General features: G+C 42.8%; 23 protein-coding genes. 4 read left to right on the top strand and 19 right to left on the bottom strand.

Translation table 11 applies throughout. The features are described 5' to 3' along the window. The first annotated feature begins 39 nt into the window (after nt 1-39). Nucleotides 40-1,029: a LacI family DNA-binding transcriptional regulator gene (locus tag MHI58_RS01725; protein ID WP_368004363.1), complete on the top strand. Its 990-nt coding sequence runs from the start codon at nt 40-42 to the stop codon at nt 1,027-1,029. A 250-nt stretch (nt 1,030-1,279) separates the two neighbouring features. Here the strand turns inward: MHI58_RS01725 and MHI58_RS01720 are convergent, their stop codons facing one another. The 3 genes from MHI58_RS01720 to MHI58_RS01710 form a co-directional block, all read right to left on the bottom strand. After that, the gene (locus MHI58_RS01720; protein ID WP_163116267.1) at nt 1,280-2,902 is read right to left on the bottom strand and encodes an L-lactate permease; all 1,623 of its coding nucleotides are present in this window, start codon (nt 2,900-2,902) and stop codon (nt 1,280-1,282) included. Between the two features lie 43 nt (nt 2,903-2,945). Then, nucleotides 2,946-3,893, bottom strand: coding sequence for an L-lactate dehydrogenase (locus MHI58_RS01715; protein WP_025206699.1), 948 nt, complete (start codon nt 3,891-3,893; stop codon nt 2,946-2,948). A gap of 217 nt (nt 3,894-4,110) precedes the next feature. Beyond that, entirely contained in the window at nt 4,111-5,541 is a 1,431-nt protein-coding gene (locus tag MHI58_RS01710; protein ID WP_007498311.1) for a YfcC family protein, read from the bottom strand. A gap of 153 nt (nt 5,542-5,694) precedes the next feature. Here MHI58_RS01710 and MHI58_RS01705 point away from each other — a divergent pair, with 153 nt between their 5' ends. Next, complete coding sequence (locus MHI58_RS01705; RefSeq protein WP_368004362.1) at nt 5,695-6,822, top strand: M20 peptidase aminoacylase family protein; 1,128 nt, start codon at nt 5,695-5,697, stop codon at nt 6,820-6,822. A 48-nt stretch (nt 6,823-6,870) separates the two neighbouring features. On the opposite strand, the gene MHI58_RS01700 is transcribed toward MHI58_RS01705, so the two are convergent. The 15 genes from MHI58_RS01700 to MHI58_RS01630 form a co-directional block, all read right to left on the bottom strand. Beyond that, a complete protein-coding gene (locus MHI58_RS01700) occupies nt 6,871-7,593 on the bottom strand; it encodes an SDR family oxidoreductase (RefSeq protein ID WP_046526591.1) in 723 nt (240 codons plus the stop codon). An 85-nt stretch (nt 7,594-7,678) separates the two neighbouring features. Continuing rightward, a complete protein-coding gene (locus MHI58_RS01695) occupies nt 7,679-8,554 on the bottom strand; it encodes an alpha/beta fold hydrolase (RefSeq protein WP_046526592.1) in 876 nt (291 codons plus the stop codon). A gap of 39 nt (nt 8,555-8,593) precedes the next feature. Next, complete coding sequence (locus MHI58_RS01690; protein WP_368004361.1) at nt 8,594-9,475, bottom strand: glycine betaine ABC transporter substrate-binding protein; 882 nt, start codon at nt 9,473-9,475, stop codon at nt 8,594-8,596. After that, a complete protein-coding gene (gene opuAB / locus MHI58_RS01685; RefSeq protein ID WP_024718999.1) occupies nt 9,475-10,320 on the bottom strand; it encodes a glycine/proline betaine ABC transporter permease subunit OpuAB in 846 nt (281 codons plus the stop codon). The genes MHI58_RS01690 and opuAB overlap by 1 nt, the downstream gene beginning before the upstream one ends. Nucleotides 10,321-10,330: 10 nt before the next feature. After that, nucleotides 10,331-11,599 (bottom strand): glycine/proline betaine ABC transporter ATP-binding protein OpuAA, encoded by a 1,269-nt coding sequence (opuAA, locus tag MHI58_RS01680; protein WP_045034621.1) that lies wholly within the window; start codon nt 11,597-11,599, stop codon nt 10,331-10,333. A 400-nt stretch (nt 11,600-11,999) separates the two neighbouring features. Further along, nucleotides 12,000-13,094 (bottom strand): toxic anion resistance protein, encoded by a 1,095-nt coding sequence (locus MHI58_RS01675; RefSeq protein ID WP_024719000.1) that lies wholly within the window; start codon nt 13,092-13,094, stop codon nt 12,000-12,002. Nucleotides 13,095-13,108: 14 nt separating this feature from the next. Further along, complete coding sequence (locus MHI58_RS01670) at nt 13,109-14,725, bottom strand: YceG family protein (RefSeq protein ID WP_045034622.1); 1,617 nt, start codon at nt 14,723-14,725, stop codon at nt 13,109-13,111. A 70-nt stretch (nt 14,726-14,795) separates the two neighbouring features. Next, complete coding sequence (locus tag MHI58_RS01665) at nt 14,796-15,611, bottom strand: HAD family hydrolase (protein WP_041508201.1); 816 nt, start codon at nt 15,609-15,611, stop codon at nt 14,796-14,798. Continuing rightward, nucleotides 15,608-16,717, bottom strand: a complete 1,110-nt coding sequence (locus MHI58_RS01660) for a cysteine protease StiP family protein (RefSeq protein WP_041508200.1) — start codon at nt 16,715-16,717, stop codon at nt 15,608-15,610. The genes MHI58_RS01665 and MHI58_RS01660 overlap by 4 nt, the downstream gene beginning before the upstream one ends. Continuing rightward, complete coding sequence (locus MHI58_RS01655) at nt 16,710-18,041, bottom strand: phosphoribosyltransferase family protein (protein WP_045034623.1); 1,332 nt, start codon at nt 18,039-18,041, stop codon at nt 16,710-16,712. Before MHI58_RS01655 ends, MHI58_RS01660 begins: the two co-directional genes overlap by 8 nt. Further along, nucleotides 18,025-19,218: an HpcH/HpaI aldolase/citrate lyase family protein gene (locus MHI58_RS01650; protein ID WP_025206690.1), complete on the bottom strand. Its 1,194-nt coding sequence runs from the start codon at nt 19,216-19,218 to the stop codon at nt 18,025-18,027. The genes MHI58_RS01655 and MHI58_RS01650 overlap by 17 nt, the downstream gene beginning before the upstream one ends. A gap of 82 nt (nt 19,219-19,300) precedes the next feature. Then, nucleotides 19,301-20,080 (bottom strand): TerC family protein, encoded by a 780-nt coding sequence (locus MHI58_RS01645; RefSeq protein ID WP_007498342.1) that lies wholly within the window; start codon nt 20,078-20,080, stop codon nt 19,301-19,303. A 140-nt stretch (nt 20,081-20,220) separates the two neighbouring features. Further along, on the bottom strand, nt 20,221-20,799 hold the full coding sequence (locus MHI58_RS01640) for a TerD family protein (protein ID WP_007498343.1): 579 nt from the start codon (nt 20,797-20,799) through the stop codon (nt 20,221-20,223). Nucleotides 20,800-20,840: 41 nt separating this feature from the next. Continuing rightward, nucleotides 20,841-21,422: a TerD family protein gene (locus tag MHI58_RS01635; RefSeq protein ID WP_008342133.1), complete on the bottom strand. Its 582-nt coding sequence runs from the start codon at nt 21,420-21,422 to the stop codon at nt 20,841-20,843. Between the two features lie 20 nt (nt 21,423-21,442). Continuing rightward, nucleotides 21,443-22,045, bottom strand: coding sequence for a TerD family protein (locus MHI58_RS01630; RefSeq protein ID WP_008342134.1), 603 nt, complete (start codon nt 22,043-22,045; stop codon nt 21,443-21,445). 417 nt (nt 22,046-22,462) lie between these two features. Here MHI58_RS01630 and MHI58_RS01625 point away from each other — a divergent pair, with 417 nt between their 5' ends. Continuing rightward, a complete protein-coding gene (locus MHI58_RS01625) occupies nt 22,463-23,455 on the top strand; it encodes an LLM class flavin-dependent oxidoreductase (RefSeq protein WP_045034624.1) in 993 nt (330 codons plus the stop codon). Between the two features lie 213 nt (nt 23,456-23,668). Next, nucleotides 23,669-24,709, top strand: coding sequence for an acyltransferase family protein (locus MHI58_RS01620; RefSeq protein ID WP_368004360.1), 1,041 nt, complete (start codon nt 23,669-23,671; stop codon nt 24,707-24,709). Nucleotides 24,710-24,728: 19 nt separating this feature from the next. Here MHI58_RS01620 and MHI58_RS01615 read toward each other — a convergent pair whose 3' ends face one another. Continuing rightward, nucleotides 24,729-25,511 carry a glucose 1-dehydrogenase gene (locus MHI58_RS01615; RefSeq protein ID WP_017366553.1) on the bottom strand — a complete coding sequence of 261 codons (783 nt, stop codon included), beginning with the start codon at nt 25,509-25,511 and terminating at the stop codon, nt 24,729-24,731. Nucleotides 25,512-25,536: the final 25 nt, after the last annotated feature.

Below are 25,536 nucleotides of genomic sequence, written 5' to 3'. Positions count from 1 at the left end.
GATTTCAGAACAATAACTTTGTGTAAAGGATTTGTTAATATGTGTACAATTTATGAAATTGCCAAACGCTGCGGGGTTTCAACGACCACTGTTTCTCGGGTGCTGAACAACCATCCATATGTATCCGAAGAAAAGCGCCAGCACATTTTACAGGTGATGAAGGAAATGGAGTATACACCAAGCTCAGCAGCCCGCACCCTTCGGTCACATCAGACCAAAACCATTGCTGTGTCTGTTCCAGCTGTGGACCATCCTTTTTTTGCACAATTGATTAAAGGCATTTCAAAGGAAGCACTGGATCAAGGGTATAAAGCCATCGTGCTCCAGACGTTTTATCAAGAATCAGTAGAACTTGAAGGGCTTCAATTATTAAAAAGAAAAGAAGTAGATGGTGTCATATTGGGGGCGTTAGAAAATAAGTGGGCAACAATCGAGCCATTTTTAGCAAACGGCCCGATCGTCATGGCAAATGAATTTCATCAAACAGCAGACATTCCGATTATCGGATATGATGAGCGGGAAGCTGCCTATAAAGCGGTTGACTACTTGATTCAATCAGGGCGTACATCCATTGGATTTTGCTTTGATACAGAAAGCAGTGAAGCGCAAAAACAAAGAAAGCAAGGCTATCTTGATGCGCTTTCTGATCACGATTTGCCGCTTAAAGAAGATTGGCTGTTTGGCGAGGCTTTTACCATTGAAGACGGCTTTCGTTTAATGGACTTAATCCACCGGATGCCGGATGCGCCGGATGCGATTTTCACCGGCAATGATCAAGTGGCAGCAGGCCTCATTAAACAAGCCATTTCATATGGATATCACATTCCTAAGGATTTAGCGGTGATCGGTTATGACAATCAAGACATTTGCGAGGTGACAGCTCCAACGATCACGACCATCGACATCCCCATCGTCGAGCTTGGCCAGCAGTCTGTAAAACAAATGATTCAGCTGCTCCAAGATCAAAAACCATTACAACGTGAACATATTCAGCTACCTACTCGGCTTGTCACACGAGAATCTACATAAAAAAAAGACTGAGAAATCTCTCAGTCTCAGCGTGTAGACAAACCCTCGCATTCTTTGTCAGTCCTGCGCTCTGGTGCTCACGAATGCCGAATTCGCTCCGCTCCAGTGCTCGTCCTTCCTAGAATGCAAAGGTTTTCTTTCACGCTGAAAAGAAGACAAAGGGCTAAAATAAAGTACATTTTAGCCCTTTGTTAACAATCTGAAGACTGAGAAATCTCTCAGTCTTCCATTTTTCAATCAATCGATCAACCTATATAAATTGAGCAAGAATGAATGTCCATATACATACGATGCCGAGCAAAATGAAGCTGTACTTCACTGTTTTTTGGAAGAGCTCAGATTCTTTACCTGTTTCTCCAACAGCTGCTGTAGCAATGGCAATGGATTGTGGCGAAATTAATTTCGCCATCACACCACCGGTCGTATTTGCCCCGATTAACAAACCTGCCTGAGAGCCGATTTGAGAAGCGGTGACTGCTTGAAGGTTGCCGAATAAGGCATTGTTACTCACAACAGATCCCGTAATAAACACGCCGATCCAGCCAAGCACTGGGCTGACAAGCGGGAATAAATCGCCTGTTTTAGCAAGCGCTAGTCCGATAGCAGAACTTAGACCTGCAAAGTTCGCCAAATTGGCAAAGCCCATAACAAAACAAATTGTAAGAACAGGGACCCAAAGCTCTTTGACCGCTGCATTTAAGCAGATAGCCCCTTCTTTTAATGTAATATGTCTGCTGAACAATCCTGTCAGCATCACTGCAATTAGAATGGCGGTACCTGTTGCACTAATAACATCAATTTTAAAGATCGCATCAATCGGTGTTTCTGTTTGGGCAATAGGTGGTAATTTCACAATTTGCTGATGCAGAAACGGCATTTTCACTAAAATGGTTGTCCAGTTAAGCGGTCCTCCTTCAGCAAATAATGCTTTAAAAGCTGGTAGGCTCCATACAGTAATGACGGCAGTTAAAATATAAAACGGAGACCATGCTTTCAGCACCTCAACCCCGCTATACGTTTGTTTTTTCTCAATGGCTGGTGCCCCTGCTTCACGATAAATATGTTTCGGCTGCCATTTTCGAAGAAATAAAGCCAAAATTCCCATACTCGCTAAAGCTGAAATAATATTGGCAAGCTCAGGGCCCATCGTGACCATTGTAACAGCCTGCAGAATCGCATAGCTTCCACTTACAACAAGCAAGGCTGGAAGCGTTTCTTTGATCCCTTTAAAGCCGTCTACAATGAGAATAAGCAGAAACGGAATACAGAAAGAAATAAACGGAATGGTGTACACAAGGGTTTGAGACAGCTCAAGCGGCGTCATATTCCCCATTTGTGCTCCAGTAATAACTGGAATACCTACTGCACCAAAAGCGCCAGACGCAGCATTTGCAATCAAGCAGAGCATGGCGGCTTTCAGTGGTTTAAACCCAAGCTCTGTTAAAAGAGCGGCACTAATCGCAATCGGTACACCGAATCCAGCGGCTCCCTCTAAAAATGCGTTAAAACTAAAACCAATTAATAAGAGCTGTAACCGTTGATCTTGAGAAATTCCTGCGATACTAGAACGAATGACATCAAACTTTCCAGACTTCACAGCAATTTTATAGAGCCATACGGCCATGATGACGATATATCCAATCGGCCACAGCCCATTAGATACACCGAGCACCACAGCAGATAATGCTTTTTCAATTGGCATATGAAAGAAGAAAACAGCTGTTACAAAACTGACGATCAAGGTAAAACAAGCAGCTAATACCCCTTTTAACTTAAATACAGTTAATGCTAGTAGGAAAAACAAGATTGGAAGCATGGCCACCAATGCACTGACGAACTCATTACCAAACGGATCATATATTTGCTGCCACATAGTGATTCATCCTTTTCTGCTCAGATAGGTTGCCTTTGATTGATTAAAAATGAGGAGCTAAAATTTCTTTTAACACATTCACACTGTGTGCGAATTTTTCTTTTTCTGTATCGTTCAGTGCGAGCTCCATAATTTCTGTTGCACCATTTCGGTTCACAAGGGCAGGTACACCAATGTAGACATCTTCTGCTCCGTATTCTCCATCTAAATAAGTGCTGACAGTCAAAATGCTGTTTTCATTGTGTAAAATGGCTCTAGTAATACGGGCTAAACTCATCGCTACGCCGTAATAAGTCGCGCCTTTTTTCTCAATGATTTGGTAAGCGGCATGACGGACATTTTCCATGATATCGTCTAAATCTTCTTGTTTGTATTGGTCATTTCTCTTCATTAATTCTGTGATCGGTACACTTCCGATATTCGCATGGCTCCAAACAGCAAGCTCTGTATCCCCATGCTCTCCAATGATGTACGCATGCACATTGTGCGCCGCTGCTTCAAAGTACTCACTAAGCATGTATCTGAATCTTGCCGTATCAAGCGTTGTTCCACTACCAATCACTCGTTCTTTTGGCAGTCCGCTGAATTTCCAAGTCGCATATGTCAAAATATCAACTGGGTTCGTAGCAACTAAGAAAATACCATCGAATCCACTTTTCATCACATTGTCTACAATGCCTTTAAATATATTTAAATTTTTCTCAACAAGATCAAGTCTCGTTTCACCTGGCTTTTGGTTTGCACCAGCGCAGATACATACAATGTCAGCATCCTGACAATCCTCATAATCTCCATACCAAGTATTCACAGGATGCGGGGCGAATGCTTTCCCGTGGTTTAAATCCATGACATCACCCATTGCTTTGTCTTGATTCAAATCGATGACTACCAATTCATCTGTGATTGCTTGATTTATTAATGTAAAGGCATAACTGCTGCCGACAAAACCTGCTCCAATAAGTGCTACTTTGTTTACTTTTTCGTTTGTCATTTATCTCATCCTCCTGAGTAAAACTAGGTTGTTTTTCTTATGTGAAATATTTCACATTCTTATTGTGCAATACTTCACAAACTTTTGCAAGGGGATTGCTCAAAAAAATAATGTAGCCATTTTGTGAACACTCTTATTGTGGTTTTAAACCGCTGTCCCCATACATTTTCTCATAAGAAAAAAGCTGCCAAACACTCTTTGGCAGCTTCTTTCTTATTTAATAAGGTCCCCAATTGATCATGACACCGATACAAATAAAGACAAGGCCGATGACGAACCAAATGAGCGCAAGCGGCACCATAAAACGCAGCCATTTCACGTATGGAATCCCACTTGCAGCCAAGACAGCCATCAACACACCTGAAGTCGGATTCACGCAGTTGACCACCCCTTCACCGAGCATCACTGCTTCTACCGCTACTTGTCTCGTGATACCCATTAAATCAGCAAGCGGCGCAAGAATCGGTATAAAGACAACCGCTTCCCCTGACCCTGATGAAATCAAAAAGTGAAGGAGCGCACTGGCGATATACATGCCGATCGCACCAGCGATTGGACTAAACCCTGTCAGCATACTCGCAAGCCCATTCACCACAGTATCAAGCAGCTTGCCATTTTCTAAAATGACTGAAATGCAGCGTGCCATGCCGACAATGAGTGCGCCGTATACAAGGCTTTGACAGCCGACAATAAACGTTTTTGCAATATCATTGGCAGCTAATCCGCCAAGCAGGCCAGCAGCAATTGCCATGAAAATAAACACACCAGCCATTTCCTTATCGGTCCAGCCAAGCTGAAGCGCACCATACAAAAAACCCCCAAGCGACAAACCACACACCGCTAAAATCAGCTTATGTCTGCCGGTGAATTCAGGCTTGTCCACAGATTCCGCATCAGCTCCTCCTAGCCCTTTAGCTGGAAACCACTCGTCACCAAGCAGGCTTCCCTTTTCTTTATTTTTCAAGCGTTTTGTATATAAATAGATGTACACAATACTAGATAGGAGAAAACAAAGATAAATGATGACACGCAGACCAATACCAGAAAAAATCGGCAGTTCTGCAATCGTTTGTGATAAACCTAATGGAGATGGAGACAAAATGGTTGCGTTAAAACCTGCATAACAGCCGATGTAAATAACCGCCGCTCCCGCCACTGCATCCCACTTTAAAGAACGTGCCACAATGATTCCAATAGGAATAAAACCAATGACCGAGTTCACCACAATTCCGGTCGTCCCAAGTACAGAAAACAATCCGCCAACAATACAAATAAACAATAGCTGTTTCGTTTGGAACCGGCTGATGACATTGTGAATCATCCCGTTAATGGCACCTGTCTTTTCCAAAATCGCAATGGTTCCGCCAGTAAAAAGAATCAGAAAAATAATAGAGGATGAACCAACCATCCCTTCTTGAATCGCTGTAAAAAAACCAACCGGACTAACTGGTGATTGATCTATACGGTGATAACTGCCAGGAACAGCTGTTGTGATTTCTCCTGACGTTTTTCGATCAAATTCACCGGCTGGTACAAAATACGTTGCGATCGTACAAATTAAAGCAATCATAAATAAGAGTACATATGCATCCGGCATCTGAAGTTTTCTTTTTTGTTTCTCAGGTGCTGATACTGTCGCTGTTTTCATCTGTCAAAACCCCTTTGTCCCGATCGAAATTTCACTTAATTTTCAGAATAATCAAATGATTTGTTATATTATAAACACTGATGATATTTAAGATCAATATTATTTCACTAAAAGAATGTTTTGGCAGATTATCTGTCAGCAAGGAGGCTTCTCATGACAACTTTGACAAACGAGATGAAACAAACCGTGACAGACATCTTTGAACATCTGCACGCCCATCCAGAAATCAGCTGGGAAGAGACAAATACGACTGCTTATATTGAAGATCTATTAAAGAAATTAGGCTGTAAAACGAGAACATTTGAAGACTGTACAGGGGTAATCGGTGAAATTGGGGAAGGCGCACCAGTAGTCGCTGTGAGAGCCGATATTGACGCATTGTGGCAGGAAGTAGATGGCGTATTTCAAGCCAACCATTCATGCGGACACGATGCTCATATGACGATGGCACTTGGGACATTCATGGCATTGAAAGATAAAGAACTTCCAAGTGGCACGATCCGATTCATTTTTCAGCCTGCCGAAGAAAGAGGAGGCAGCGCTTTAAAGATGATCGAAAAAGGTGTGTTAGCTGACGTCGATTATTTATACGGGGTGCATGTGCGCCCAATTCAAGAAACCTTAAACGGACGCTGCGCTCCTGCCATTTTGCACGGATCAAGTAATCATTACGTCGGGACCATTCTAGGGGAGGAAGCTCACGGTGCACGCCCGCATCTTGGGGTCAACGTCATTGAAGTTGCATCTACGCTTGTGCAGAGACTGGCACATATCCATGTCGATCCACGAGTCGCCCATTCTGTGAAAATGACCAATTTAAATGCAGGCGGCGGCAGCTCCAACATCATACCTGGCAAGGCCTCTTTTACACTCGACGTTCGGGCGCAGACAAACGAAGTGATGGATGAATTAGAAAAGGAAATTGAAAGAGCATGCCATTCTGTAGCGGATGCTTTTGGCGCCTCTATCACACTTTCAACTGATCATCGTCTTCCAGCTGCGACATTAAATGAAGAAGCTGTGGAGATCATGTCACATGCCATAGAGCAAGTGCTAGGCAAAGAACAGCTCGATCCACCGATCGTGACGACAGGCGGAGAGGACTTTCATTTTTATGCAGCAAAGGTTTCGCATATTAAATCGACGATGCTCGGTTTAGGCTGTGATTTAAAACCTGGGCTTCATCACCCTTATATGACATTCGATCGCTCTGCGATTTTTACCGGCATTGAGATTTTGACGGAAGCTGTATACGAAACACTTCAGCAGCATTCATCTTAAAATAAAGGAGACCACCCGTCTTTCCTGAAGCGGGTGGTCTCCTTTATTTTACGCATTCACATCTGTCATTGCCGGGACATTGATTTCTTTCACACAGGACACCCTTGATAGATGAATAACACATCTCGCAAGCTCGACAATATCTTGTACAGGTATTCTCGTTTCATCATACAGAGCAATGGCTTTTTCAGCGCCATCTTCGTACGGAACTTCTGCCGCCAGCTCCCCTGGATTGATACAGGTAACGGATATTTTATCTTTCCTTACGTGCTCTCTTAGTGCGTTCACAATACCACGAAGCCCAAATTTAGAAGCAACAAAAGAAACCTGAGACAAATTCGTATGGTCAAGTCCCGCAGTAGAACCAATGACGATGATCTTTCCATTCCCAGATGTCCTTACATGCGGAAGCAGAGCTTGGATGTAGGTAATCGTTGAGGTAACGTTCACATTGATTAAATGAGCGATATCCTCCGGTTGATCAAGATCGAAAGAATAATCATCTTCAAAGCCGCGTTTCTCCCATAAGCCTACGTTATAAATAAGTACATCAATTGTTTGATTCTTCAATGCTTCGAGCATAAAAGGGATATGGGTTTGGCTTGATAAATCGATCTTCAGCCAAATTCTACGCACCCCATCGTCTATGTTCAAACTGCTTGGTTCACTTCGTGACACAATCCATACTGTATCTCCACTTGAAGGAAGACCTTTTACAAAGGCATCCCCTAATCCTTGACTCGCACCAAATATGATATAGTTTTTACTCATGCTTCCTCCTTCATGGCTCACTTACGAGCTTCCACCACTACACCCATTCATCTGTAAGCGTTTTATATCTATATCATACAGTGTCTTATACATGCCTGCCCCTTTTATGCTCATCTTTACTTTCTAAATGGCCTAGCTTCCTTATTTCCTTTAATTCCTCTGGTAACGCACGCGCTTCTATAAAGCTTTTGATCATGTCGACAAAAAGTTCTTTCTTTTCAAAAGTAAACGTATGTCCAATGTCAGGAACGATGAACCCGGCTGCATTCGGGTGTGCATTCGTGATTTTTTCTGCTGACCTAGTCATAATGCCCTTTTCCTTTTCTCCCACTGTCACAAGAATCCGTGCCTTCGCTTGTTGAAACGTCTCAGGGAGCTTGTAATGAAGATTTTCTTGAAACATCGTAAGCAACGTCTTCTTCTGCAATTGTTTGGAATCCGCTGCATAATGATCCAGTACATCGTTTGGAAGTCCCATCTTTTCTGCTTGCAGCTGGATGAACCAATCTTTCTTTAATAACGGATATGTAAGAGGTAAAATGGGCCTTACCATCAAATAGAGCCATGGTAATGGCAACACAAGGGCGCTATTGATGATGGCGATGTCTGCGATGTCTGGCTCTCTCGATAACACATCAACGGCTACCTGTGCACCTAGAGAGAAGCCAATTAGAATGACTGTACGGCCATGTGCATGCTCCTTTATCCATGAAATGATTTCATAAGCACTTTCTCGCATGGAAAACGACGTTTCATTTGCTCTTGTCCCGTGACCAATAAAATCAGGGGTATAGCATTCATACGTTTCCTTGAATATTTCCATATGCTCCTGCCACATCCAGCTGCTTACGCCTCCACCGTGCAGGAAAATCATCATTGGTTTTTCCACCATCGACAACTCATCCACCATCCTTATATATAAGAAAAAGCAGTCGCTTTTTGAGCAGACTGCTTTTTCCATATGCTCCCTTCTATTATAAGGGAACTGTTATACAATTGGCTATTTTTTCAAATCTTCGATCGAGTTGACGTTTTTCATATAAGTCGGAACAACGAGACCCATGCGAAGACCCTTCATACTTGTACCGAGATCATCATATTTTCCTTTAAACTTCGCTGCATACGTTTTATGCGTATTTGGAAGCCATGCAGATAATGATGCATCAGCACTTCCGGTTGCAATTGCTGTCCACATTGGGCCCGCTTCAACCTGAGTCAAGGTCACTTTAAAGCCAAGTTCACGCAATACCTCTGCGGCCACATTGGTACTTGCAATCTCACTATCCCACGCAACGTAGGCAAGATTGATTTTGTCACCGTTTGACTTTTTCACGCCTTTTGTCCATTTCGCTACTTGATCTTTATGCTTTTTCACATATTTAACTGCAGCATCCTTTGGTTTGACGCCATCCTGAATATCAAGCATCACTTCACCCATATCATCTTGAGACCATTTAAACTGACTGAGCATTTTGGCTGCTTCCGGCTGATCCTTCGCAAATCCTTTACGAGAAATGGTGTGAATTTCTTCTTCGTCACCATATGATTTTTTCGGATCATCTAAATATTTCAAATCGTAGCGGGAAAACATCCAGTGAGGATTCCAGCCAGTGATGATAATCGGTTTTTTACGGTCATACGATTTCTTCAATGTCGCTGTCATCGCTGCACTTGAGGCAGATACAACCGTCCAATCCTCTAAACCGTAGTCCTTTTTCGCTTGATCCGTCAGCGCCATAATACCTGAACCCGGATCAATCCCGATAATGGTTTTATTCACTTGCTGTGCTGCACTCGCATTTGAGTCCGACTTTGCACCACAAGCGGCTAGTAAAAAGACAAGCAGGGCGGTCATCCCAATGTAGAGAGACTTTTTCCACATTAAGCATTCCCCCTGGTTTTTTTCGTTTTAATGTTTTGTGTAATACGATCCAGTGTAATCGCTACGATAACAATGGCAATACCAGCTTCAAAACCAATCCCTGTTTTCAGCTGTGTTACCGCACTATATACTTCCGAACCAAGTCCTGGTGCACCAACCATTGCCGCAATGACGACCATGGATAGAGCAAGCATGATACTTTGGTTAATACCAGCTAAGATGGTTTTTGTAGCAAGTGGAAGCTGAACTTTGAACAAACGCTGGAATGTCGTAGAACCAAAAGCTTCTGTTGCTTCAATCAAATCAGATGGTACTTGTTTAATCCCCAAAATGGTCATACGAATCGTTGGCGGCATAGAGAAAATAACAGATGCCACAACGCCAGGTACTACTCCGATGTTAAAGAAGAAGATCGCTGGTAAAAGGTATACGAATGCAGGCATTGTCTGCATTAAGTCTAAAATAGGTGTGACAATTTTACGCACCGTTTCCTTCTGTGATGCCCAAATACCGATCGGAACCCCGATCACGATAGAAATGACCACAGCTGTCAGAACGAGCGCAAGCGTTTGAAGCATTGGCTGCCAGTAGCCTAAATAGTCGATCAGTAAGAATCCAATAAGTGTGAAAAGAGCAACTCCTCTTGTACTGATCCACCAAGCAATGCCAGCAAAGATAAGCGTTAAAATAATAGATGGAATGACGCCAAGTGCAGCTACAATACCATTTACTGTTCCAGCTAATCCATTTGTGATGCCATCAAAGAAACCACCAAAGGTTAATGTTAACCAGTCAACAAATTGATCGATATAATCCGCGAACGGAATTCTAGGTAAATCACTCATACTAAACATCTTATTCTACCTCCTGTGCAGAAGGCTCTTGTGCTTTAATTTCCTCTAGCTTGTTAGAAGACATGTTGATATATTCATCATTTCCTGATAATGCACCAATCAATGCACCTCTGACCACAATACCCTTCATTCTATTTTTCTCATCTACAACGGCAATTGGAATATTTGCCGCATCAGATACTGCATCAAAGATCTCTGTTAAATACGTTGATTCCAATACTGTCGTAAATTCTTTATCAAGAACAGTTTCTAGCGACGCACCCGTTTCTGCCGCTTTTTTCGCTGCTTGTGCAGAAATAACACCTAATAAATGCTTTTTCTTATCAACTGCATAGATAGACGAAATACCAAGGTTCTTCATGAGCGTGAGCGCAACACGTGCCCCTTTATCAATCTGAACTGTTTCTGCACGTTTCATAATATGACCAGCGGTTAATACTTTAGAAAGGTCTACATCTTCAACGAAACGTTCAACATACTCGTTCGATGGGTTCATCAGAATTTCTTCTGGTGTTCCGATTTGAACGATATTCCCGTCTTTCATGAGGACAATGCGGTCGCCAATACGAAGCGCTTCATCTAAATCATGCGTGATGAAAATAATTGTTTTTCCTACAGACGTATGAAGCTCAAGCAATTCATCCTGCATGTCTTTACGAATTAATGGATCTAGTGCGCTGAATGCTTCATCCATTAACAAAATATCAGGGTCATTAGCTAGTGCACGTGCCAATCCAACACGCTGCTGCATACCGCCACTTAATTGATTTGGGTACTGCTCTTCAAAACCTTCAAGTCCAACAAGCTTTAAAGATTCAAGCGCTTTAGAGCGGCGCTGTTCTTTCTCTACACCTTGCAATTCAAGCCCGTATTCTGTATTCTCCAGAATGGTACGATGCGGGAACAATGCGAAGTTTTGGAAGACCATGCTGATCTTTTTCCGTCTGACTTCACGCAATTGATCCTTTGACATATTTGTTATCATATCCCCATCAATATAAATTTCGCCGGAGGTTGGTTCGATTAACCTATTCAGCAGCCGCACAAGTGTGGACTTTCCGCTCCCTGATAGCCCCATGATGACAAATATCTCGCCGTCATACACATCAAAATTTGCTCGATTGACACCAACTGTTGCGCCGGTCTCTTTTAGGATTTCTCTTTTTGTCTTCCCTTTTTCAAGCATTTGAGATGCTTTTTTAGCATTTTTACCGAAAATTTTAGATACATTATTTATCTTGATTTTGATCTTTCTCTCTTCAGAATTCATTTTTTCCCTCCAAATTAGCATCTTTATAACCGTAACATAAGCGTTATGATGCGAACAATCTTTAGAATTCGCTTATTTCCGTACAATATGTATGAATTCCATATAGAGGTCTGGTGATTACAGTTTATACGCCGTATTACTCGTAAATCCTATAGAATGCTTCATAAACTACATATTTTACGGGGTATTTCCTCTCACCAGACAATATTTTACTGAAAATCCCTTATTGTGCTAAAAAATAAGTCGAATCCTTGTGGTAGCGGGCTTTTTCTTTCATGGGTGAACCATGCCCCTGAACAGGATTTACCCGAAAAAGGTCACATAAAAACCTTTTTTCTCAAATTTTAATCAAATTCATGAAAAAACTGCCTGCAACTTTCGTTACAGACAGCCTGTTTTTTTAGGACTCTAGGGCAGCTCTCTTAATATTATCTTGAAGTTCAAGCATACGTTTTGTTCCGTCCTCACGTAATCGTTTGTTTTCTTCTTCAATCTGCTTCGTCTCTTTCATCCCTTGTACAATCGTATTAAAGGATGATTCGATCGTTTCAATGTCGATGCTTGGACGACCTGATAATTTAGCAATCTCAACACTTTGACTTGAGATATTTTCAGCATTTCGTTTCAGCATTTCATTCGTTCTTCTGTCCAGTTCACTCATGGAATCAGCCACAAGCTTTTGTCTCTTCGCTGTTACCGCTTGAATGATTCCATTTTTGAAAATCGGAATCGTAATGATGAAGGCAGAGTTAATTTTCCCGATTAATTTCGTATTACCACGCTGCAGCAAACGGATTTGCGGTGCCGTTTGAAGTGCCACCATCCGTGCCATATCAAGATCATATACACGCTCTTCAAGCGCTTGAATCCCATTACGAAGCGTATCTAGCTCCATTTGTGCCAGCTGGTTTCCCCCCGCCGCTTTTTCTTCATAAGAAGGAACCAATTGTTTTAATTCTTCGATCTTCATTTGCCCTGCGACGACATACTTTTCAAGCTCCATATAGTATTGAATGTTATGCTCATACATTTCTTCAAGCGTAACCGTCGATTTGGTCATTTCATCTTTGTATTTACTGATTTCCACATTGATTTTTTCAATTTCTGCACCGAGCGTTTGATATTTGCTGAAAATCTTCTCGATCATGCTGCCACCGCGTTTAAAGATTTTTGATAACAAACCGCCCTTAGGCTCGTCAAAATCATTTTTATCAAAACGATCCATGATCTTTCCAAGCTGTGTAAGCATCGTTCCAGAGTCTGTGACACTTGTTGAACGCATCATAGAGAGGATACGGTCAGAAAACTTAGAGATTTCGACAGCCGGCTGTTTTCCGTATTCAAGCAGTTCAAGCTGATTTTTGGCATCAATCTGTCTCGCAATGTTTTGGACTTCTGGTTCATTGCGCAGCTGAACGCGAATATCGTCTGCCTTTTCAATCGTGATTTCCTCTTTATCAATTGAAATGATGTCATTTCCGTTTGTATTTGTCATAAGCTTTGATCTCCTTATCGGTTTTTAATGGATTGAAATAACTTTCTCACAATGGACGGCTCTTTAAACTCTTGGTTCATGACCATTTCATCAAGCCAATGTGTATCAAATAATTGATCGTCTATATACCGCTCTATACACTGATAGCCGGCGGGATGATACACGAAGAGATCCACACCCATTTCATTTAGGAAAATCAGGGCAGCCGCATCAGAACGAGTCAGCTCACCATTATATTCCGTATGGTATAAAATCACTTTCGGTACGGTCTGGGCATAATCAAAGGTTTGGATGAGTTCAATTACATCTTGGTTCATATGCAAAAGCTGCTTGAATAAATAAATACGCACATCTAATTCGGTCTCATGACCTTCTTTTAACAGCTTCGGATGCTGACAAATTCGAGAAATGGCCTCTGCGATCGCACGCTGCGTGCCCTCATACAAATGCGAGAACTGCCACACATTGCTTTTCATTAACAAACCAGGGTCAACCTCTCCTGCTTTAGAAAGTGCATGCTGATAATGAAATTGATAATTCGAAGACACTTCTTGTGTGAAAGGGAAATGACGAATCGTTTTCGTTTCTTTCCCCTCCATTAGCGTATGGATACGGTCCCAATATTCTCGCTTGTCTCTCGTCACCCCCATCATCTTCGCAAATAGATTCGGAATCTGTATGGTGTCACGGTCTGCTTTGAAATTCGGGCGGATAAACGACCGTTCCTTTGCAATTAAAAACAGCTCATCATACGTTGTCTTTAGCGTAATAGAATGAGGGGTATGATCTCTGAATTGCCATGGCTTATACAGCATGGAATCTTCTGTGTGAAGTACCTCTTCAAGCTCTCTTGTCGAACGATACGCCACCGTTGATTTCCTCTCAGGCTTTTCAGTAGGGAACGGTTCAAGCTTTGACGTCCCTGGATACTGATCAATAAAAGTCAGCTTTTCTTCTGGATCTAATTCACGAAATTGATCCTTGCCCTCTGGATGAAACAGCACCACATCACAACCAATCAGCATGACATAGTAAAGAAAATAAAGCTGACTTTTATTCGCCTCTCCATACCAAATGACAGCTGGCATTTTTTCTTCCATATTGACTTCCTTCAGCCATGGTCCTAGATGATTATTTGAAAACTTCACTACATCTAGCAGCACGCGGCGGAAATCAGGATGCTGGAATCCCCCTTCATGCAACTGCTTGAAATGTTCAAACACCTGGATTAACGAAAGGCGAATATGCCGGTTCATCACTGGGTTTGGATGACGGACAATGAGCTGTTCACCGTCTAAGAAAGCCACAAATCGATTCACGGACAATCCCTTTTCTTCCTGATTGATCATATGAATCCGCTGGAGCGCTTGAAAGTGCTCCGGCTCAATATGCCGGTTGAGGGTTTCACTTAAAATATGCATGCCGTCAGTTTCGTATAATTCATGTAAATAAATAAAATAATCGGTTGCATCATGCGGAGTTCCAAGGACGCGGGCAGCGAGACGCGGCAAGGATAAAGTGTGCTCGTCCTTGACGTAGCCGTCTCGTTCAGGGAGCGGCTTTTTCAGCAGGTTTTTCCAGGCTTCCTGTTTCGCCCGTGTCTGGGTTACATTGATTTCTTTATAACTCACGCCGCTCCTTCCTTTCTCCTATATTTTCTCGAAAGCTACTACTATCATATCATTCAGCCTTCTACTTCTGCTATCGAATCGAAGGCTTTTTTGCTGTGTTCATCTTCTTTGCGACAGAAGCGACGATTTCGTCTGCCGCCGCCATGCCAGAGGCTGTCGTCGGTTCAAGCGATAGATCAACATCTAAGACTTCCCCATGACTCGGAGCGAAGCCTTTATCCGCTTGACGTATGAGATCAGCATCTAACAAGGAGTCGCCCGCACCATATACATATTCAAGGTGTAGCCTTTCTTTTAGAAAAGCAACAGCAGCCCACTTATTGAGCGGCTTTGGAATAAAATACAGCTTTCGGCCCTGAAGGGAAACTTGCCAGCCTCTCTCCTCACCCCACAGCCTTAATTCAGCGAGCGGAATATGAGAAAGAAACTCGTCTTTCATAATTAAATAAAGAAATCTTCCCTCAGCTGTTCGAGTACGTTTCACCCAAGCGGCAACCGGAAGTTCAGAGATCGCCCGCAGCATATCTATCACTGGCATACACTCTTGCAGTCTCTCATCTACAATCGCCTGCCACTCCTCAAGTGGCTTGCCGTGATGAAGGATACAGCCGCCGTTTGTCGTGACGGCATACTCTGGTTTAATCTCTTGCTGAAAGAGAGTGATTCGTTCAAATTGTGCTGTCGTTCTTGTCGTCACTGGGATAAACCAGCCTGCTTGATGAATTGCCTGTAAGGATGCTTTCGTTTCAATCGACACATAGGAAAGCGGCCGGTCGTCCAGCACCTCAATTAATTCGTATGCTCCCTTGTATGCATACTGCTCAAGCATTCGATGTGAGTATATCAGTGTCCGGTCTAAATCACTGGCAAATGCGATGTTCTTCATGACGATTGCTCCAACGGGCGGATGAGCCCGCAGCATGTGTAGGACATGTTGGCATATTCAATGACGGGCACGCCTCTGTCCTCTGCGAGTAGTAAAATGTGCTTGAGCTTTTCCCGAGATCCAGGCTGAATGAGTATTTTCCAAGGGACTCTTCTGAGCAGCACACGGGTCGTCTCACCGACGCCCGGCTTAATCAAATGTGTATTGTCTATTTTGAACTCCTGACCAATTGCTTCAATGGAGGTCATCCCCCGCCAGTCAGGAGGCGTTCCTTGTGCGAGCAGAGTCTCTGCTTTCTCTTGTACATTTGCCTTAAGTTCAGAAAATGCTTCTTCAATTGTATTCACGTACAGATTAGAGACATCCTCATCAATGAGCTCTTCATAATACTTGGCCCCATGGAAATCATCGGCATGGATCCAGCGGTTGTTTAGCACCGTTCGACTAACTAGACCAGAGACCGTTGAATTCAAGCAGGCACTTGGAATGAGGAAATCCTCTCTCGTTCCGTAAACATTTGTACAATAACCAGGATCAGCAAGCACAGCTAACTCACTCGAAAGACGAATTCCATACTTCTGTTCAAAATCAAGCACCGCTTTTTGAAGCTCTTTGGAAATAGCACCCTTTCCAGTCCAACCATCAATAAAGGCAATCTCAAAACCTGGATGTTCTTTGAGTATATAATGTAGCGCATTTTCATCTATTCCACGGTCACGAATAATAGAGATGCTATAATGCGGCAAATCGAGACCATACGTCTTTCTGATATACCGTTTAATGAGCACCCCGATTGGTGTCCCAGCCCGTGCCAAGCTGCAAAGAACGGTTTGAAATCCTCGCTTTTTCACAATTTGTTCTGCGACAACCGCTACGGCTTCCGCTACCTTTTGCTTACTTTCTTCAAGAGATTGATAGAATAAGTCCATATAAGATGCCGTCGGCTTATATTCAATTGGCAGCATTTCTGAGTAATGGGCACCGCTCTGAATAGAGCGCTCCCGCTCCTCAGTACTTTTCTCCATCTCAATCGACGATAAATCCTTGAGTAAGAAGGTTACGTCCTGCTCTGGATAGCTTCCCATCTTTGTATACACGTTAGCCATTCACCTTCACCTCATCTGATAAAGTCACAATATGCACATGCTTCACATGCCGCTCAGCAAATAAGTGGATCAGCGGCATCAAAGCTTCTTGAGACACCTTTTTCTCAAAAAACAAAAAGACATCATCGTACTGATCTTTAGGGATATTGTACACGTAGTGCTGAATGCGGGCATCCTCTGGACTCAAAAATGCGAATCCGTTTTGAACAGCGTACCCTTCCTTTTCAACCGGATGAATCGGACTTCTTGTCGTCGAATGAAAAAGGACACCTTCGCCCATATGAGCTGCAAGTCTCATCGGCACATACATCAATTCTCCTGTTCCTAAGCAGAGTGTCTGTTTTCCTTTTCGTTTTCGCTGAAGCTTCAGCCCAGCCTCAGCAGTTGCTTGATCAATGGCGTCCGTGTCCGCTGCGCTTAAACCGAAACGACCTGTTTCATGGATATACGGCGAATGCCCCGCCGGATTGACTGCATGGGAAAGTGAATATGGCACTTGCTTAAAGAAGGGTTGAAGAGAATGAAAAGAGAGTTCAGGTCTTTTCTCTTGCGCAGCAATTTCATACGAATAAGCAGGCTCATCCAGCGTTGTCCCCCGAAACATCATCTGCCCTTTTAATAAAGATAATGATGTGATATTTACACCTAGCTCCTCTTGAAGCTGAAGCATCGCTTCCTCGTGCTCCTCTGTTCTCCAATCTAAAATGGATAGAATCGTATAAGAGGATCTAGGGTGCTTTGCGTGCAGATCCCGAATGATGTTCATATTTGTCCGGCCTGTCGTGACCTCATCATCTACTAGCACAATCGGGCGATCCGTCCGAAGTAAGGCGTCGTCTGCGTAGCAAAGCTGATCTGTCGCATGAGAATGTTCCTCTTCAAATACGAGTGAAGGATCAAGATCCAACAGCTGTTCACGTGTCGTATGAATGTAAGATGCTCCTTCTATGACGTCATACACACCATGACCAAGCGCAGTTGCCGTTTCAGCAAAGCCGATCACAATCGGCTCGTTTACCGCCGAAAGCTTCTCTTTTTTGAGCGCAGCATAGGCTTCGGTTAACTTAACATGATCATTCGTTTTTAGTGCTTCTACTATATCGTCTTGATGCGGGGGCGTCTTGCCTGTTTGTTCTTTTGCATAAGCCATTGCCAAAAGACCTGAGACGAGGAGTGGTTTCAACGGGTGAACAGGCATATGTTTCCCGAGCACCTTACTAACAAATAAAAAGGCTCTCTTTTTGTTCACCCGTGCCGCCATGTCAAAAAGATGTTCTTTTTCAAGCTGAAGCGTACCCCCTTTGAGGTTAAGCTCCACCTCCATATGTTCCAAGATGTTCAGCGTATGCGGCTTCTGATTCTGTGAGTATGTCGATATAGCTTCTATTTTCATGAAACACCCCGTAAATGTCTGACTTCATTAAAATGTTTTCCGCCCAGCGATAGTGCGGCTTCGTTTCGTTCATTTTATTAGAGAAGGTACTCTTCATCACGCCGACTGTACCATCTGCATGCTCTAAAATACTTAATGCATCCATGTACTCTTCTTTTGTGACAACGTACATGCTTTGAACTGGCTTGAGATGTGTTGGATGGATGACTGTCTTGCCATGAATACCATTTACCACATCCAGCCTTGTCTCTTTGAGCAGACCTTGCATATGATCGAGTTCAGATGAGGAAGACTCACCGCTCTTAGAAATTGCACGGATGAATGGATTTTGTTCTTTTCGTGCCGGTCCAAAATGCTCCCATACAGCTCCTGATATCACAAAAGAACGACCAAAATAATTGATGATATCTGTGATCAACTCAGCAATGACTCTGATCTCATAAATGGTGGTCTCGCGATCACGGCGAATGCCGTATAATCCACACAGATCCGTTGCCCCAATGCGAATATTCAAAATATATTCCTCATCATTCAGCATGATCTGCTTTAATTCAGACAACACCTGATATCTCGTTTCTTTTTCTAGTAAATCTGGTGTTTCTAAAATGGGCATTCCGTATAGTGTTTTCTGAGTTTGTGCTGAAGCCTGTTTCAAACTGTTCACATATTCCTTTGCATTGTGAACGGAGCACTTTGGAAACACAAAACCAGTTAGTAAATGAAGAGAGGGACCGAGCAAATCTGCCATTTTGAGCAGCTGTTTGGGCGAACGAACCCGAATAAATAAAAGCGGCAAATGCTCAGCCATTTCTGGAGAGTGATGAATTGTCTCAGAAAGGCAGGTCAATTGTGCCACTATATTCTGTTCAGCCATGTCCACTTCCTGATCACCAATGGCGTCCTCCAAGCAAAACACAACAGAGCAAAGCGCTTCATATTTCTGCGAAAGCAGCATGTCTGCTACATCCTGTCTTGTCGCAGGCATATACAAAGTAGCACCTAATGCATGCGCAAGTACATGCCTTGGCGTCAATGAATGAACTGCCGCCGGCCGCTTAAAAAAAATATCGTGCTGCCTCGTCTCTGATAAAAAACGAAAATATCGCATGCAGTGCCACCTCCTGTTGTAATGACTTGATGATTCAAAAAAGGATGGAGCCGCTAGTCAACTCCATTCCTTTTTGATCGTCCTATTCTTCTTTTGAAGCTGCAGCTTCGTTTGTTACACCTTGATGCTTCTTCTTATTGATTTTATGAACAATAAACGTTCCGATAAACGCTAGGATAATAATCGCAAAGAATGCAAGATGCGGGATTTCAATATGAGCAGCACTTAAGCCCATTTTGATGGCAATAATTCCAATGAGAATAAATGCCGTATTCTCAAGCTCTGGTATACGGTCGATGAGCACAAGGAATAATTGTGCCACTGTACGCATCATCAGAATTCCAAGCATTCCACCTAAAAGAAGAATCCATACTTCCTCAGATACAGCGAATGCAGCAAGAATACTATCTACCGAGAAGGCAAGGTCCATAATTTCTACAGAAATAACAGTTGCCCAGAAGACGCCAAATACACGAATCATCCAGCCTTCTTTTTTCAATTCCTTCGCTTCGTCATCTCCGTCACCTAACCAGAAGTGCTTAATGACCAGCCAAGCTAAGTATGCAGCGCCTAGAACCTTAATCCACCAAAACTTAATAAGCAGCATCCCTACGCCAATGAATAGAAAACGGAAGAAATAAGCGCCAATTAATCCGTAGGTTAATGCCTTTTTACGCTGCTTTTCAGGTAAATGTTTCACCATAACAGCTAATACAAGTGCGTTATCCGCTGACAACAAACCTTCAAGCACGACAAGGGTCCCGATAAGCCCCCAAGAGACAGGGTTTGTTAATACCTCTGCCCACATATGCCAATCAAAAAACGAGGCATACGTGTCCAACATATGTTTCAAAATGTCCAACTGGTTTTCCTCCTATAAGTGTAGAAGCATCAGCAGGCTTTCGCCTGCTGTTATTCTTGATCGCTGTTTCTTTCTCACTTTGGAAAATACCCTCATATGAGTCATTGGCAGCGCCTCTTGAATGAAGTTGTTTCTTCTCTTTACACTTCTAACCCATAATTTTGACAAAGAGCTGCAAGTCCGCCAGAGAATCCGCTTCCGATTGCGTTAAACTTCCAATCGCTGCCGTGTCTATATAGTTCGCATACGACGACAGCTGTTTCAATTGAGAAGTCCTCCCCTAAATCAAAACGAATCAATTCTTCCCCGCCCTCTTCATTTACAACACGAACAAATGCATTAGAGACTTGTCCAAAATTCTGGCTGCGCGCCTCTGCATCATGAATCGTAACTGTAATTCCGATACGATCAATGTTAGCAGGAATTTTCGAGAAATCAACGAGAATTTGCTCGTCATCTCCATCTCCTTCACCCGTACGGTTATCACCGGTGTGAGTGACACTGCCGCTTGGATGCTGCAGATTATTATAGAACACAAAGTCTGTATCTTGTTGACAACGATTGTTTGCATCTACTAAGAAAGCCGAAGCGTCCAAATCAAATTCGGCTCCGCCTGAATATTTATTCGTATCCCAGCCAAGTCCGATCATCACTTTTGTCAGCCCTGGGTTGGTTTTCGTTAAATCGACACGTTGTCCTTTTGAAAGCTGAATCGCCATATTCGTATCTCTCCTATCTTCTGAAAATATGAAAACGGGCGTTACCCGATATCTAAGCCGAAGTCTGTTGCAATGCGGGCAAGTCCGCCTTGATAGCCTGATCCAACAGCTGAAAATTTCCACTCTCCGCCGTGACGGTATAATTCACCTACAATAATCGCTGTTTCAATTGAAAAGTCTTCTGCCAAATCATAGCGAATGAGCTCTTCATTTGATGCCGCATTTAAAATACGGACGTAAGCGTTAGACACCTGTCCAAAGTTTTGGCTGCGTGCTTCTGCATCATGGATTGTAATGACGAAGGAGATTTTCTCAATACTTGCTGGTACAGTTGAAAGATCAACATTGACCTGCTCGTCATCTCCGTCTCCTTCACCTGTACGGTTATCGCCTGTATGTACGATACTTCCGCCACCGCCAGTTGTTTGATTGTAGAAGACAAAGTCAGATGGAGAGTTTGCTTTCCCTGCTGCATCTAAAAGGAATACGCTTGCGTCTAGATCAAAGTCATGTCCGCCATCATACTTGTTTACATCCCAGCCAAGACCTACGACTACTTTTGTTAAACCTGGATTCGTTTTTGTTAAATCAATTTTTTGACCTTTCGCTAAAGAAATTCCCACTAGGAACCTCTCCCTTCTAATTAAATGTAGTTTCTCGTAATATCGGCAAGCTTCGCATCGTTTGTACCATTTCCTACAGCTACAAACTTCCACTCATTCTCGTGGCGATAAAGCTCTCCAACGATTAATGATGTTTTACCTGCATATTCATCTTTCAAATTATATTTCACTAATTCTTGATTGTTTGAACGGTCAACAATTCGGATGTAAGCATTTTGAATCATACCAAAGTGTTGGTTTCTTCTAAGTGCATCATAAATGTTCACAACGAACACCAATTTATTCACATTGCCTGGCACCTTGCTTAAGTTGACGAGGACTTGTTCATCATCTCCGTCTCCTTCACCTGTCAGGTTGTCACCTGTATGCTCAACACTGCCGCATTTGCTTTTCAAGTTACCAAAGTAAATTAAATCTTTATTTTCAACAAACTTATCATTTTTCAGCATCAGCACTGAAGCGTCACAATCAATATCAGCGCCGCCTCCGCCGCCAAACAGCTTTCCAAGAAAACCGCCGCCTTGTGACACAGGGTCCCAGCCAAGTCCAACTAGAATATTGGTTAGTCCTGCTTTTCCTTTTGTTAAATCAATACGTTGACCTTTTTCTAATGTAATCGCCAAATCAATCACTCCTCCAGCATAATAAAAATCTATTTATTAAGCGATGGACCCTATTAAAATCATCATACATGAAAATTCGACAAAATTCATGAAATGACATTGGAGCCTCTTACTCTTTTTTCTATTTACTAGTATATACGATCTATGTATAAAAGAGGTTTCAATATGATGATATTTTTTTAAAGAAAGATCCATGACAAAAATGATTCATGTCGTAAAAGAAGTGTTTCATGTGAAACATTGTCGAATGTTCCCGTTACACCGCCTCTCACTTAAAAACAGGGCGCGCATCCACTTCATATGTTGATATAGAAAATTCATGTACATAGCTGTGATAAACCCTTTCATTTCCTTCCGTTCATGACTTTCTTTATACTTATGGATAGAATTCAACGTATTGATGAAAGGGTGTTGATGATGCCATCACTTCATATATTAGATCAAGTCGCCATCCCTAAAGGCCAATCCGCACAAGAAACATTGGTTCATACGACAGAGCTGGCCAAGCTTGCGGAAACACTGGGGTATGAGCGGTATTGGTTTGCTGAACACCACAGCACGAGAGGACTCGCGAGTACAGCGCCTGAAATATTAATGGCACATATTGCTTCACACACATCGACTTTGCGTACAGGCTCTGGGGGTATTTTACTCCCGCAGTACAGCCCTTTTAAAGTAGCAGAAGTCACCCGCCAGCTTGAAGCCCTTTACCCTGGACGGATTGAGATCGGGGTTGGTAAATCCCCAGGCGGAATTGAACGGACGAGACTCGCTTTGACAGACGGCGTGAAGAAAGAACTATCTCAATTTGACCGCCAACTGGAGGACCTACTTTTTTACTTATCTGACAGCCTGCCTTCCGGTCATCGTCATGCGGGCGTGAAAGCGGCTCCGCTCGTTGATTCTTATCCGCCAGTCTGGTTGCTTGGACTCGGGGAAAACAGTGCCATCCAGGCGGCATCACTTGGAATCAACTATATTTTCGGACATTTTATTCATCCTGCACGAGGCCGGCAAGCTTTTGAAGCGTATCGGTCACACTTTTCTCCATCCGTTTTCTCACGTCAGCCTCAGTCTATGTTTGCTGTCTTTGTGATCTGCGCAGACACAGACGAGGAAGCAAGCCGCATTGCCACCAGTACAGATTTATGGCTACTTCGGGTTGAAAAAGGGCTGGACAGTCGCGTTCCTTCTATAGAAGAAGCAGAGAACTATCATTACACTGAGCAAGAAAAGAAAAAAGTGTTACAAAACCGCCAGCGAATGATTGTTGGCTCAAAGCAAACAGTGAAAGAGCAGCTGCAAATCTTAATGGACCGCTATCAAACGGACGAGATGATGATATTAAACAATTCATTTGATCCAATGGAAAAACAGCGTTCCTTTGAACGAATCGCAGAACTATTTTGAAGCCAATCTTTCATTGGCTTCTTTTTTTACATTGTCATAAAAAACGGGAAATGTAACATCGAGATGTCAAAAAGCTTCCTTCTGTCATCTGATCGCAAATGTGTCTTCTAATCGTTAGCGAACTGTAAACGCATGGTAGGTGTACCTTTTATATAGTAGAGGTACATATGAAGTAACGGTTTACAATGCTGAGAAGGAAGGAGATGACTGGCCTTGAATAAGCGACTCGACTGGGTGGATGCGGCTAAAGGAATCGGCATTCTGCTCGTCGTTATGGCACATGTACCCATTCCTGATTCATTCAAGCAATTTATATATTCTTTTCATATGCCACTCTTCTTTTTACTATCAGGTATGATGTTTCGATCATCCTCACAACCTGCTATGTCATTTATACAGAAAAAAGCGAAAAGCTTGCTCTTACCTTATCTCTATTTCTCCATTATTACGTACGTTTTCTGGTTCACGGTGACCCGATTTTTCGCCTTTAAGGGGCAAACAGATATTGATCCCTTCGTTCCATTTACGGGAATTTTCATTTCAAATGCCGATGAAGCAAGACTGACGCATAACCCAGCCATCTGGTTTTTAACGACGCTCTTTTTAGTGGAAATGTTGTTTTTCTTGATGCATCGTCTGACAAAAGGAAAACCAGCTGTATTGATTTTACTGACCGTCTTTTGCGGCGGAGCCGGATATGTTTCCACGCTATTGTTAAACCAGAGTCTCCCTTGGAATGCCAACGTTTCGTTAACGGCTGTTGTGTTTTATTCAATCGGATTTTTAGCAAAACAATGGTTTGTGGAATTAAAAACAGATCCTACCCTTCTGTTATGTACAGGTCTGCTTGTACTGACTGCATATATGCAAAGCTTTAATTCACGAATTGATATGCGGGTCAATGACTATGGGGATCTATTCATTTTTTATGCTTGTGCACTGCTCGGTTCAGCTGCTGTTATTTATTTAAGCTTCAAATTGAAAACGTCCACGATATTGACGTATCTCGGACGTCATTCCATTGTGATTCTCGTCCTGCAATTTGCCGGTATCGATATCATGAAGGCATTTGTTTATTACGGACTAGGCATCAATATCTCTGATACAGCGCAGCTTTCTTGGACGCTCTTTTATACGATCGGTACATTGCTGCTCATGGTGCCATGTATCTCCTTCTTGAGCAAGTATCCTATGCTGCTCGGCAAACCAGCAAAAGCAGCACACCGCTACAAAGAAAAAACATCCGCCGGCTAATGGGGCGGATGTTTTTCTATTATTCATCATTTAATTGAGAAGGATAAAGCGTCATTCCTCCATCAACGAATAATGTAGTACCTGTAATATAGGCAGCTTCTTTCGATACGAGAAATGCAGCGGCGGACCCAATCTCCTTTGGATCGCCAAACGTTCTCATTGGAATTTTCTCAAGCTGCTTTTGTTTTTTCTGTTCATCTTGAAGGTCGTCATTTGATTCCGTTGCCATTGTACCTGGTGCAATCGCATTGACCCGAATACCCGCTTCGGCATAATCAAGAGCCAGCGTCTTCGTCATCATATTCATTCCTCCTTTAGAAGTAGAGTAATGAACATTGAACGGACGCGGGATCTCTTGATGGACACTGGATATATTCAAGATTGATCCTTTCACATCATGTTCCATCATATAGGCGATCGCTGCCTTTGCTCCTAAAAATGAGCCTGTGATATTCACATCAATGACCTTTTGCCATTGTTCCAACGTCATTTCATGCGGCATTGCTTCTTCACCATTAAATCCCGAATTATTGACGAACACATCTAGTGCGTTAAAATTCTCCAGCGCTGCATCCATTAACGCCTGAATCCCTTCCTCTTTGGAGACATCTGCGTGTACTTTCACCGCCCTACCTCCATGCTGCTGAATGGCTTGTACTGTTTCTTCAGCACCCTCTTCATCACCTTTATAATTCACAACCACGTTCATTTGTTCTTGTCCAAACCTCAAGGCGATGGCTTGTCCAATCCCTTTAGAAGAACCTGTCACAATGGCTGTTTTCCCTTTTAAATCTTGATACATCTTCATTTCCTCCAATCACGTGCTT

Source organism: Bacillus sp. FSL K6-2869 (assembly GCF_040869405.1).
Taxonomy (GTDB): Bacteria; Bacillota; Bacilli; order Bacillales; family Bacillaceae; genus Bacillus; species Bacillus altitudinis.
The sequence above is the reverse complement of the archived record's forward strand: the minus strand, read 5'-3'. Positions and strand labels throughout refer to the sequence as shown.